General features: G+C 57.1%; 7 protein-coding genes. 3 read left to right on the forward strand and 4 right to left on the reverse strand.

Annotated features, from left to right (window positions below):
* Positions 1-1,245: 1,245 nt before the first annotated feature.
* A complete protein-coding gene (locus tag ADG881_RS15205; RefSeq protein WP_156790434.1) occupies positions 1,246-2,910 on the forward strand; it encodes a hypothetical protein in 1,665 nt (554 codons plus the stop codon).
* 184 nt (positions 2,911-3,094) lie between these two features.
* Entirely contained in the window at positions 3,095-4,132 is a 1,038-nt protein-coding gene (locus ADG881_RS15210) for an LLM class flavin-dependent oxidoreductase (RefSeq protein WP_007148827.1), read from the forward strand.
* 50 nt (positions 4,133-4,182) lie between these two features.
* On the opposite strand, the gene ADG881_RS15215 is transcribed toward ADG881_RS15210, so the two are convergent.
* From ADG881_RS15215 to ADG881_RS15230, 4 genes are all read right to left on the reverse strand, one after another.
* Entirely contained in the window at positions 4,183-5,631 is a 1,449-nt protein-coding gene (locus ADG881_RS15215) for a hypothetical protein (RefSeq protein WP_156790435.1), read from the reverse strand.
* 276 nt (positions 5,632-5,907) lie between these two features.
* Positions 5,908-7,836, reverse strand: coding sequence for an acyltransferase family protein (locus ADG881_RS15220; protein WP_007148971.1), 1,929 nt, complete (start codon positions 7,834-7,836; stop codon positions 5,908-5,910).
* A gap of 66 nt (positions 7,837-7,902) precedes the next feature.
* Positions 7,903-9,591: a trypsin-like serine protease gene (locus ADG881_RS15225; protein ID WP_007151046.1), complete on the reverse strand. Its 1,689-nt coding sequence runs from the start codon at positions 9,589-9,591 to the stop codon at positions 7,903-7,905.
* Positions 9,592-9,729: 138 nt separating this feature from the next.
* Complete coding sequence (locus tag ADG881_RS15230) at positions 9,730-10,674, reverse strand: hypothetical protein (protein WP_007150986.1); 945 nt, start codon at positions 10,672-10,674, stop codon at positions 9,730-9,732.
* A 181-nt stretch (positions 10,675-10,855) separates the two neighbouring features.
* Between ADG881_RS15230 and ADG881_RS15235 the strand changes: the two genes are divergently transcribed.
* A partial coding sequence (locus tag ADG881_RS15235) for a phosphoenolpyruvate carboxylase (protein ID WP_039927515.1) occupies positions 10,856-12,705 on the forward strand: 1,850 nt, incomplete at its 3' end.

The following is a 12,705-nucleotide window of genomic DNA, read 5'->3' on the forward strand; positions in this document are numbered from 1 at the left end:
TCCCAAGGTTTTTAGGTGATAGTGCGGTCTAGTTAGGATAAGAGATATCAGCCAATGTTGATTGTTGCTTGGAGATGTCTCGGGTGGCCTGTGTGGTAAATGGGAGACCTGACCCTGGTGTTCTGAAGGATTTAATGGAAGGTGAGAAGTGATATATTCCTTTGCTGTTTATTTCACGATGGTGGTTTGCTTTTTTGTGTTTGTTATTTCAAAGCTATTAATTTCAAAGAGAAAATCATTAAAGTCAAAAAATGCAATACGATTTCTTTCATTCGGTTTGGCGATGCTTCCGATGAATTTCATACCCATTTTGACAGATGGTCCTATGTTGAATCGGTATAATGAAACGGTTAGTCCATTTTATTACTCAAAAGCTTCTATTATTGTATTAGTGCTTTGTATATGGGGGGCGTACTTTGTCGAGAAGTGTGCTGGCAAGAAGAAAAATAGCTAAGCATAAATAAATGTAAAGGAAGAAAGAGGAAAGCAATGAGGGCAGTTCTCCCGTCCCTTATACGAGCCTGTGCCGCAACAAGGATCGGATCTATACTTTATACCTCTTCTGACGTAGCGTTTGAGTATGTCACGCCCAATTCGAATTGAGTTTTCAGGTGCCCTTTATCATGTCTCCTCGCGGGGAGATCGTCGGGAGGCGATTTATGAGGATGATACTGATAGAGAGCGTTTTCTATCGGTGCTAGGGCAGGTTTAGGAAGATTTTAACTGGGTCTGCCATGCCTGGTGTTTAATGGATAACCATTACCATCTTGTAATCGATACACCGGATGGCCATTTGTCGAAGGGTATGCGGCAGCTTAACGGGTTTTAAAGAAGCAATGGGCGTCAGGTCTCCCATTTCCCCCGAAAGGCTTTAACCTACCGATTTACGGTTGATTGTCCACAGCCTAAGTGCTTGCCAATTTGTGCGATCGCATTGGTCTACGGAGACCATTTTTCTGACCAAGGCGACGGGTGTCCAGCTAATAGGTTTTGGATCGCCTGGCGTCCTTGGTTGGTGTATTTCTTTGCTGCCTTTTCTGTTTTTCCGATTTCTGGCATTGCCATCTAAACGTAAGATATCTCTTACGTTTAGATGGCAGATGTCGTAAATATTAAGACCAGTCGACATATTTTCAATGCTCTCAGTTTCCCCACGTCGCCCTTTCTGTACCCTCTCACGGTTTGATCTCCCCAAGCTGGGAGATTTGCCATGGAAGCGATAACCAAAGATATATGTGGGGATGTATGAGTTCGAGATTAAATAAATATGCTGTTCTTTTTCTGGGCGCAACCCTTTCTGCCTGTGGCGGTGGCGGCGGGGGATCTTCCTCCGCTACTACTGGCGGCCCGGGTGGGGGCAATCCCGGTGGAGGAAGTAATGGTAGTACGTTGTCTGAAACCGTGACTGTCTCGGCTTCTCTGGGGCGTATCACCAATGCCACCGTTAAAATCTATGGAGCCAATTATAGTGAGGTTATTGGTGAGGGGGTCCTGGACGAAGCAGGCAAGGCCGCTATCGAGGTTACCTACAGTAGCCTTGAGCCGGCAATTGTAGAGGTTACGGCGGGTGAAAATAGCAGCTACTTCGATGAGTCGGCGGGTGAAATTGCTCTTGCTGAGGGCAGCCAGTTTCATGCGATCACTAAAGATCCTGCCAGCACGGCTGTTACTCCTTTCACTGAAATCGCCTGGCAACTTGCGTTAAGCAAGGGGGAATTCCCGCTTGATGCTGAAAGGGTGGAGTTGCTGAATGATTCGGTTGCGAAGTTGGTCAATGGAGGCATTCGCTCCATTACGTCTTCTCCCGATATCCTGTCGGAGATGCCTGCTCCCAATAGCCAGACTATTGCGCTTGGGGACCTGCATGCTGCGGTGCTGGGCGCTCTGGCACGAGTTGGCGATGCTCAAGCTATGCCGGTGCTGGCTGTGCTTGAAAGCCTTTCTACGGATGTGACTGACGGGATGCTGAACGATTTCAATGGTGGCTATGTTTATTCAGATTTTGGTGCCGAATTCAGGGAGGAGTTGGAAAGCTGGGTTGAAACTTACGGCAACGAAGACGCGCAGAATGCGATTTTCGCCATGCCGCTTACGGATATGACTGTAGATTACCGCGCCAATATCCCGCTTAGGCAGCGCATTCTGGAGATGGAATATGGTGTCGGAGCGGAAATTGCCTATTCTCAGGATGGCGGATCTGAATGGGCGCTTTTCCCCAAGGGTGAGGAGGTCAGTTACCACCGTGAAGGCACGATGATTGGTGTTGCGGCAGGTGATAACGGTCAGGACCCAGAGGGCGGAGAGTTTATTCCGGGCTGGTCTGTTGATATGGAAACAGCTGAGTATGTAAGTCTGTTCGATGACCCGAGTGTTAATGGCGTACGTGTCGAAATTCCCACAGGTGACCCGCTCATCCAGAGAGCTATGGTTTTTGTTTCAAGGGATGGCCTTGATATGGATGATTTGATTCTGATGGAGACGAATCTATCAGGGCCAGACAAGCTGGCACATGTTCTGGCTTATGAATCGCTGGACTTCATGGAGCCGGGCGTTGAAGCATTCTTTAACGAGGTTAATGACAGGATTGGTGAAAGCCTTACGGTAGTCACGAGTGATGTGGCAGAACGCGTATGTGAGTCTGCAACCATTGGCACGGACAACAAGGCCCGCTATCCCAAGTATGTCGGCTTGATCCATTTCGACGACCTAACGGAGACGGAATCTCTCCAGCCGCAACGAGTGCGTTATGCTGAAGCTGGCTCACAGCGGGAAATTCTGTTCGCCCACGATACGCTGTTCCGCATCAATGACGATACTGACAGGGTGGACTATATTAGCCTGTCAAACGGCGTGCAGATCACTCAGTGGGCGACGAATGATAGTGCGCTGATTGCCAAATACTGCCCGTAGGGCAATGATCAGCAAGCTGAGTTTCAGGCCCCGGTAATCCGGGGCTTTTTTGTTTAAGCGGGCTTCCGAGAGAAACGAGGTGCCGAGCCGTTGTTACTTCCTGCTGCTGAATGGCGGGGCGCGACCAGGGCTGATGCAGGCATGATAATTGTGTTCTCGACAAACTGCGGGTTAATCAGAAATCATGGGTGCCCGTTGTTTGCTGGATTTGGAGTGTGCTGTGACGAAGTCTGTACCGTTTTCCCTATTGGAGCTCGCCTCGGTACGTGAGGGCGATACCGTGGGCGAGACGCTGGCCAACAGCGTTGCCTACGCCCGCCATGCAGAATCGCTGGGTTTTCAGCGGTTCTGGCTGGCGGAGCACCACAATATGCAGGGGATCAGCAGCGCCGCGACTTCGGTGCTGATCGGGCATATTGCCGGGGCGACCGAATCCATTCGGGTGGGGTCCGGGGGCGTGATGCTGCCGAATCATCCCCCGCTGGTGATTGCCGAGCAGTTCGGGACCCTGGAGAGTCTCTATCCTGATCGGATTGACCTGGGCCTGGGCCGTGCGCCGGGAACCGACCCAATGACTAGCCGTGCCCTGCGTCGTGAAGGTCTGGGGGCGGAGCAGTTCCCCCAGGATGTGGCGGAGTTGCAGCGTTTGCTCGGGCCGCTGGATGCGTCACGGGCTGTGAACGCGATTCCGGGGGCGGGCACCGAAGTGCCGATCTGGTTGTTGGGCTCCAGTTTGTACAGCGCGCAGCTGGCCGCACAGCGCGGGCTGCCCTATGCCTTTGCCGGGCATTTTGCGCCGCGGCTGTACCGTGAGGCGCTGCGTATCTACCGGGACCAGTTTCAGCCCTCTGCTCAGCTGGACAGGCCCTATGCCATGTTGACGGTACCTGCGGTGCCTGCCGATTCCGATGTGGAGGCCCAGTACCTGACCACCACCAGTTACCAGCGCATTCTGGCCCTGTTCCGTGGCCAGCCTTTGTGGATGAAGCCGCCGGTACAGAGCATGGACGGATTGTGGAATCCACAAGAGGAAGCAGGGGTAAAAGATTTCCTAGGCTTGCAGTTGCTGGGAACGGCAGCCTCTATGCAGGGACAACTGGATCAGTTGCTGGATTCGGTAGAGGTGGATGAGCTGATGGTGACGGTGGATTTGTATGATCCGGTGAAACGCCGCCATGCGCTGGATATTCTGGCGGCGTTGGAGCAGTTTCGGACGATGTGATACGTCTTCGCTTTTATTGCGTACCTGGATGTCGGATTACGCCTTATAGGCTAATCTGACCTACGGTCCGAGATCCGCCAGTGGTTCCTGCGAAACCTGCCGAGCGCCACGAGAGCAGTAAGCAAAGCAAGGGGCAGGCTACCGCCTCCACTACTGCTTCCTCCTCCACTGCTTGCTCCGCCGGTTTCTGTATTGCTGCTTTGCGTGACCTCAAAACGGCGAGCATAAATATCCGGCGCGTTGTCATCATTCGCTATCCAGCTTTCCCAGGTAACGATGAGCGAGTCATTGCTGTCTGTGGCAAGAGCCACATGGTTCTCTTCAGGAGTGGTGTAGGTGGATACTTGTTGAGGGCCGCCTATAAGGCCGTTGGCCGTGAGCTGTTGAGTGTAAAGAGTTTTATCGTTATATCCGCCGTTGCGGTTCCAGACGATAAAGGCATTGTCATCCTTGCCCTTTGCGATAGCCGAGATGGCATTATCTTCCTGCGTTTGTTGGCCCATGACGCTGCCAAGAACCCCGGTTAGCGAAACAGACCGTGCCATTGGATCCCGGCTTCCATAATCACCGCTGTCCCAGGCTGCGATGAAGTGGTTTTCGTCTAGTGTGGCCGCGTGAACGTCGCTAGGGTAGCTGCCCACATCGGTTATGCTAAACAGGGTGGATGTTTCGCCTATCGGATTATCATTCGCAGCGAAAAGCGCGCCTCTAATAGCGTAATGCGGTGACGTTTCTTCTCCGGTTTTCTTGCCCTGCATATCTGCGCCCCATACAAGGAATATCGCGTTATCGGTATTCAGGGCAACGGCTGGAATAGCCCCCAGGTTGGTGAGCGGTATAGGCTGCGGGACGGTGACTCCGCTATTTGTGGCGTTGCCGCTTTTGCTATAACGCCGGAATGACAGTGTCTTGCTATTTATAGGCTTGCCCCGTGTAGTGGGAAAAGTTTGCCAAGCGATGACCAAGCCGGTGTCGTTGTGGGCGAGGGCGGGTAGCGCTTCTTTGCCGTCGGTATTTGCAACGGTGACGGGCTCACCTGTTGGAGAACCGTCGTTATTGAAGAATTGAAGCACCAGATTGTAGTCGTTATCGGTGTCACTGATGGGATCGCCGGTTTCCGACCAGGCGAGGGCAAAATCACCATCGTTCCACATGGTCATTGCAATGTGTGGGTAGTCGTTCTGTTCAGGAATGCGGGCGATATTTTGGTCCGCATCGACCAAGACTTTCTCTGGGCCAATGGTCTCACCAAATTGATTATAAAATTGGCCTTTAATGGTTGGGCCAACATCGGAGAGGCGGTTTTCAGAGGTCCAAACAATCAGTGTCTGATTGTTCCCGTCTACGGCTATGTGCGGCGTTGCCTCGTAACCGGATGATATGGTGTTCACAAGGTATTCGGGGCCTTGGGCTTCCAGGTTCGCAAAGCCGGGTGTCGCAGCGCTGAACAGTAAGAGTGAAATAACAGCACGATTAATACGATACCACTGAGTACTCACTATGATTCCCCTATATTTGTATTCGGCGTTTTTCATCGGACCGGAAGTATAAGGTGCCGAGAATTTTTTCCTGTCAGCAAAGACTTACAAATCAGGGTGAATTTTTTTTGGCGAAAGAGATTGTGATGCTTGTCACGTCTTCACGACCCTTTTTGCAGGGGAAAAGCGGGGCAAGGAGGGCGCCGAGAACATCGAAAGCCAAAACCGGTTACAGAGAGAGAGAAGGCGCGGTTCTGTTGCGCTGACAGAACCGCTGACAGAGGCGAGTCCAGGGGGTTAGTGAAGGGCGTCAGGCAGCGGGTTGCCGAAGCGCTTCAGGTATTCCTTGCCAATTTCAATTCCCCCCACGTTATTCAGATGGCTTTCATCGCGGTAGAGCGGGATGCCGTTCAAGACGGTCTGGCAGCGTTCGTCATCGCACAGCACTTTCCTGGGGTTAATCCACTGCACGTCCGGGTAGCGCTGCTGGGCGGCTTGTTTGTACTGGTAGAAATTGCGGAGTGAGTCTTCGACGTCGGCCGCACTGATGGAGCAGTCGTCCATATTTTTCAGCAGGCACTCCGCGTAGGAGGAAGACGGTAATTCGGGCACATCTTCCAGAACGATGACGGTGTGGCCCTGGTCTTTGAGCCAGCCGATGGTATCGACAAAATAAGCCTGGTAGGCGTCGTGCTTGAGATAGGCACTCCACCAGGCGCCGATGAAGACCGTCATGGGGCGTTGGCTCAGAGTGTCGCTGATCGCCCGGTTGCGGGCCACTTTGGTCGGGTCGGCGGCCTGGGCTTTTTCGGCGATGGCCGGAGGCAGGAACGGTGTTGAAGCCCGGGTGACCATCAGCACGGAGTAGTCTGTGCCTTTAAGCAGCTGTTCGAGAAAGCCGATCTGGGCAATGGCGTGGGAATCGCCGATCAGCATGCTGTTGGGCTGGCCGTTTTCGGGTTCGGCGCCGAACAGGCAGGCGTCGCTCTGGTTGAAGTCCACCGGGTCACCCTTGAAGCAGCGCTTGTAGAGGTCTGCCGGGTTGTTGTTGGCAATGATCTTGTACAGTTCGCGACGCTCTTCGGGAATGCGGAAGCTGATGTCGTCGGCGATGCGGATGGTGGACTGGATCGCCCAGATGCCGATCAGTGGTGCCAGAATAAAGATCAGGAACGATTTCTTGAAGCTCCACTCCCGGTGCCGATAACGGTTTTCCACGAAGCGAAAGCTGAGCCAGGACAGGACGACGACGCCAGCGATCAGCAGCAACCGGTTTAACCAGGTCAGCTCGATCAGCTGGTAGTGCATCAACGCCACCGGTGGCCAGTGCCACAGGTACAGGGAATAGGAAATGCCGCCGAGGAAAACCATCATCGGCAGGCTCAACAGCCGTGCGGTGAAGGTGCCAGGCTGATGCAGGCCGGCGTAGATGACCATGGCGGTGCCAAGGGTGGGCCACAGCGCGTTATAGCCGGGGAAGTGATCGTGCTTGGTGATCAACAGGGCAGTGGCCACAATCAGGATGAGCCCGATCAGCGCCAGGGTTTCGGCGCTGCCCCGGTTCAGGCGAGGCAACTGCTGGCTGAACAGTGCTACGCCGGTGCCGAGCATGAATTCAAACAGGCGGGCGGGCAGCAGATAGTAAGCGGCGGCGGGGTGGCCGCTGGCCATGTAGACCGACAACGCAAAGGTGGCCACCAGGGTAATACGGAATGGCCAGTGGGCGTTGCGGCCTTTGCCGAAGCGGTAGGCCAGGTACAGGGAGGCAGGCCAGAGCAGATAGAACTGTTCCTCCACGGCCAGCGACCAGGTATGCAGCAGTGAAAGCGACAGGGTTTCCGGAGCGAAGTACTGGGTGAGCTCGTTGAAATAGTAGACGTTGCTCAGCCCGATCAATGAGGCCAGCCAGCTCTTGGCGAAAATATAGTAAGCGTCGCCGATATAGAACGGCGAGATCATCAGAAAGGTGGCGGTGGAGACCAGCAGAAACACCGGCACCAGCCGGCGGATACGGCGGGCGTAGAAATCGCGAAAGCGGAAGGTGTCTTTCTGGAAGGCCCGCTCCAGTAGCTGGGTGATGACGAAGCCGGAGATAACGAAAAAGACATCGACACCGATAAAGCCGCCAGTAATGCCGGGCACCTGATAGTGATACAGGATCACCAGGATGACGGCCAGTGCGCGCAGGCCTTCGATGTCGGCGCGATAACTTAGCTTGGCCTTCACGTGCGTCTCCCCGGTGTGCTGATCAGTAAACCGGGAAGAATAAAGGTGCGGTGACAGGCAGACAAGTCAGTTGCGTCGTCGGCGCACGCCCAGTATCAACGCCATGAGCCCCAACCACAGTGACGCACCACCGCCCCCGCTGCTGCCACCTGCCGCTGTGTTAACGCTGGCGTTGTACTGCACAGCGATGTCAGCTTCTGTGTCGGTGTCTCCAGGCAGGTCGCTCTGATCGGCGCTGGCGTTGAAGGTAAAGGTCTGGCTAATGCCGGTGTCAGTGGTGAACTCCAGGGTCAGGGTCTGGTTTTGTTCCGGGTCGAGATCGCCGACAGGGCAGAACACCGGATTGCCTTGTTGGCAGCCCAGTTCCGCGCCGTTGACCAATTGAGTATTGGCGGGGAGCGGGAAGCTGATGCCGGTGTTGGTGGCGGCATTCAGCGGAGAGCGATTGCTCAGGGTTAGCGTTAGCCTGGCTCGGGTGGGGCTGCTGGTCTGTTGGGCGGCGGACAGGGCCAGGTCGGGATTGTCGGAGAAGGCGATTTCCTGTACCCGGTCATCGTTGCGGCGGCGGTAGTCGTTTTCATCGGCGCTGGCGCTGAGCGTGAGGGTCACGACCTGGTCGGTGCCACTGCTGTCAGTCACCTCCACGCTGCCAGTGCGGGAAGCGCCCGCGGCCAGGCTGCTGGCCACGGTACAGCGGGTAGCGGAGGACAGGGCGCTGCAACCGTTCCAGTCAAAGCGGGCGCTGGTGGTCAGGCTGCCGCTGAGCGTTCGGCTCACGGTGGCGTTGGTGGCGGTATTGCTGGTGCTGTTGTTGCGCAGGGTAGCGGAGATGATTTGGGTGCCGTTCAGGGGTTGATAGTAGCGGGCCGTGTTGGCGCCATTGACGGTCATGTCCACCAGCGGTACTCCGCCCAGCGTGGTCAGTCGTTCGATTTCGGCGATTTCAGTGGTTACATGGTTGTACCCCGCAGGGGCGCCGGATGCACAGTTTTCCAGGCCGAAGCTGGTCAGGCCCACCAACCAGGGGTTGGGTTCTTCGCCGATAAACAGGGGGCCGCCGCTGTCGCCGAAGCAGGTGTCCTGGTTGATGCCGTTGATGGGGTTGAGCTCAGCGGCGCAGATGGTCGATGCCGGAATCGACAGGGTGGATCGCTCATTGCAGATCGTTCTGGGAATGTAATCCAGTTGCACCTCGCGCAGCCGTGTACTCAGGTTGCCGCTGCCCGTCTGGCCCCAGCCCAGGGCGGTTACCGCTTCGTCACGTTGGTTCAACGAGCGACTTTCCAGTTCCGTAAAGGTGCCGTTGTCCGCCAGGCTGGGCCATTGGTTGTTGCTGGTGGCAGGAATGCGCAGCAGGGCGAGATCGTGAGCAAAGGAAAAATTATTGTAGTTCTGGTGGCGGTAAATACCCTCCACCGTGATGCGCCCCGGCTGGGGGAAGGTGCCTTTGCGTTCGGTTTCGCCGATATAAACAAATATGCGGTCGGCGGTGGCCAGGGCATCGTTCTGGTACTGGGTGCAGTGATGTGCCGTGAGCACCCAGCGCGGGCTGATCTGGCTGGCACCACAGAGCAAGTAACCGTTGTCTAAATTGGGGTCGTCGATGGCGAGTTGTGTCATCCACGGCCAGAAGCCAGCGGGAGCCTGATTGCCCCCGACAATGCGGGGGCTGGGGCCGTCGGCGGCGAGCAAGAGCGTGCCCGGGGCGGTCAGCAGACAGACGAGCAGGGCTGCGGAAACGGTACGAAGGGGCATGAAGGCGGCCTTGTCATTGTTTACGCCAGTTTAGCGCAAAGGGTGACAAGGCTGTGTGAGCGAAGCGTGTCTTGTTTGTTTCTGGTGCCCTGTGGCGGCGGTGTGCCGACAGCCAGCCGTTGGGGCTGGCCTGAGGGTTCAGTTCATCGGTGGCGCATGGGCCAGCCAGTGGTTGTCCTCTTCCGTGGTGCGGGCCATGGACGTCTGCAGGTGAGAGAACGCCTGCTCCAGGGCCGCGTCGCCATCGGTCAGGGTCATCACCGCGGCACGCAGGCCCGGGTGCCGGTCGCGCAAGTCATTGAGCAGCTGCTCGGCGGCGGCTGTGGCGGTGCAGGGCAGTAGCAGGGCCAGGTGCTGTTCATCGTAACGGGCGGCCACATCGCTGCGGCGAATGCGTTGGGCGACCCGGTCGGCCAGGAGTGGCAGTTCGTTGTGCTGCACCAGCGCCAGGGTCAGCGGCGAGGAAATGCGATCGTGCAGGGGCACCAGCCAGCCAGCGGTGCTGACCAGCGCTTCGCGGCTGATGAAGTCGGTATCCGGGTCACGCCAGGTGGCTTCCAGTGCGGCTCGGGAGAGGTGCTGGTTGCGCCAGATCATCAAGCCGAAGTAGAGCATGCAGGCGCTGAGTGCCGCCACCAGAAACAGGCTGGCAGAAGCCGTAGGAGCACTGGCATAGCTGAGCCGGATGGGCAGGACAAAGGCCAGCACGATCTCCGCACCGATGAGCATGATCAGAAAACGTTTGAGACCGTGCAGCAGGCCGTTACTGAGCACGGCGATAAACAGCAGTGCCATGGTGGGAGGCGGATCCCCCGCATCCAGCAGCAGCACGATACCCAGGGTGAGCAGGTCCAGTGCGGAGGCAAAAGCGTCGGCATTGACCGGGCGCCAGATCAGCAGAAGAAGCTGGATGCCGATATAGGCGCAAAACAGCAGCCACGGGGTTGCCTTGGGCAGAGTGAAGAAGAAATGGTCTGCGTGGTGGAAATACATCACGGCGAGACCGGCAAACAAGGCCCGCGCCAGATACTGCATCAGTACCACCCCCTGATCCGAGGTGATACGGCTTGAGGTGTTCATCATTGAGTCGATCCCGGGTTTATTAGGGGGCCTATGTTGCGGCACCGTGGCAGCGGAATAAAGATGCCCGGCAGTGTAATCTTGTTAAAACTGTACGTTGAGATGAATTTGCCGGTCATGGTTTCGACCTGAAGAGTGAGTATTGTAGGCGCCGGTGAATATTCCTGCACCGTAAGGAGGCACAGTGGATCACAATGTAAATGCACCATTGCGTGATGATGTCCGTCTGTTAGGCGATTTGTTAGGCGAATGTCTGCGCCAGCAGGCGGGCGACGCCATGTACGAGACGGTGGAAAAGATTCGCCAGGCATCGGTGGCAACCCGCACCGGCGGGGGCGAGTCACTGGCGTCACTGCGTGACCTGCTGTCCCCCCTGGACGATGCTACTCTGCTGGAAGTGGCACGCGCGTTCAGCCAGTTTCTCAACCTGAGCAATATTGCCGAACAACATCACCGCGAGCGGCTGCACCGACAGCACCAGCGGTATCCAGGCGATGCGGGCACCGATCAGGGGCTACAGGATGTGTTGCAGCGTCTGGCGGATAACCAGATTGCGCAACCGCAGATCTCGGGCACGCTGGAAGACCTTTCCGTGGAGCTGGTGCTGACCGCGCACCCCACCGAGGTCACTCGCCGTACCCTGATTCGCAAGTACGACCAGATGGCTGACCTGCTCAGCGAGCTGGACCGTTCCGATCTCAATGATGACGAGCGTGAACTGCGCCGTGAACGGCTACGCCGGGTGATCCTGGCGGCCTGGTGCACCGATGAAATCCGCCGTGAAAAGCCGACCCCGGTGGATGAAGCCAAATGGGGCTTTGCCACCATTGAGCAATCCTTGTGGCAAGCCGTACCGGATGTATTGCGCCGGTTGGAAGCGCAGTTGGCCGAGCAGGGCCTGCCCGCGCCGCCAGCGGATTGGGCGCCGGTGAGGTTGGCCTCGTGGATGGGCGGTGACCGGGACGGCAACCCCAATGTCACCGCCCCGGTGACCCGCGAAGTGCTGTTGCTGGCTCGCTGGATGGCGGCGGATTTGTACCTGCGGGATGTGGAAAATCTGCTGGCGGACCTGTCCATGAAAGCCGCCAGTGACGAACTACTGGCGGCCACGGGCCCTACCCACGAGCCGTACCGGGTGTTGTTGCGCGACGTGCGCAGCCGCCTGCGCCTGACCCGACGCCAGATGGAAGCCCAGGTGGAAGGCTTGCCGGTGCCGGAGGGGGACGCGTACCTGCGTCGCGAAGAACTGATGGCGCCACTGCAGATGCTGGACCGTTCGCTACGTGCGGTGGGTTTGAGCGATATCGCCGACGGTGATTTGAAGAACACCTTGCGCCGCCTGAACTGCTTTGGGATTACCCTGTTGCGGCTGGATATCCGCCAGGAATCCACCCGCCACAGTGAGGTGCTGGATGCGATCACCCGCTATCTGCAGCTGGGCAGTTACAACGACTGGGATGAAGCGGCCCGCCAGGCGTTTCTGGTAGACGAACTGCAGGCGCGCCGGCCGTTGATTGATGCCGCGTTCCGCGATAGCGAACACTGCACCCCCGAGGTAGCCGAAGTGTTGGCCACCTGTGAGGTGATCGCCGAGCAGGGCAGTGAAGGGCTGGGAGCCTACGTGATTTCCATGGCGACCACGCCGTCCGATGTGATGGCGGTGATGTTGCTGCAGAAGATCGCCGGTGTCCGCGAGCCCATGCGCGTGGTGCCGCTGTTTGAGACCCTGGATGACCTGGACGGTGCCGAGCAGACCATGTCGGCCCTGTTGGCGTTGCCGTTCTACCGGGAGCGAGTCGCCGCGGGCCAGGAAGTCATGATCGGCTATTCCGATTCCGCCAAGGACGCCGGTTTTCTCGGTGCCGCCTGGGCCCAGTACCGGGCCCAGGAAAAGCTGACGGCGCTGTTTGCCGAGAACGCTATTCCGCTCACCCTGTTCCATGGCCGGGGTGGCTCCATTTCCCGCGGCGGCTCGCCCACCCGCATGGCGTTGTTGTCGCAGCCGCCGGGATCAGTGGCCGGGCGTATCCGGGT

It is taken from the genome of Alcanivorax sp. DG881 (assembly GCF_000155615.1).
In the GTDB taxonomy this organism is placed as follows: domain Bacteria; phylum Pseudomonadota; class Gammaproteobacteria; order Pseudomonadales; family Alcanivoracaceae; genus Alcanivorax.

Coding starts and splice junctions, on each gene's coding strand:
- ADG881_RS15210 (WP_007148827.1), top strand. CDS start 3,095: ATGGGTGCCCGTTGTTTGCTGGATTTGGAGTGTGCTGTGACGAAGTCT.
- ADG881_RS15230 (WP_007150986.1), bottom strand. CDS start 10,674: ATGATGAACACCTCAAGCCGTATCACCTCGGATCAGGGGGTGGTACTG.
- ADG881_RS15205 (WP_156790434.1), top strand. CDS start 1,246: ATGAGTTCGAGATTAAATAAATATGCTGTTCTTTTTCTGGGCGCAACC.
- ADG881_RS15225 (WP_007151046.1), bottom strand. CDS start 9,591: ATGCCCCTTCGTACCGTTTCCGCAGCCCTGCTCGTCTGTCTGCTGACC.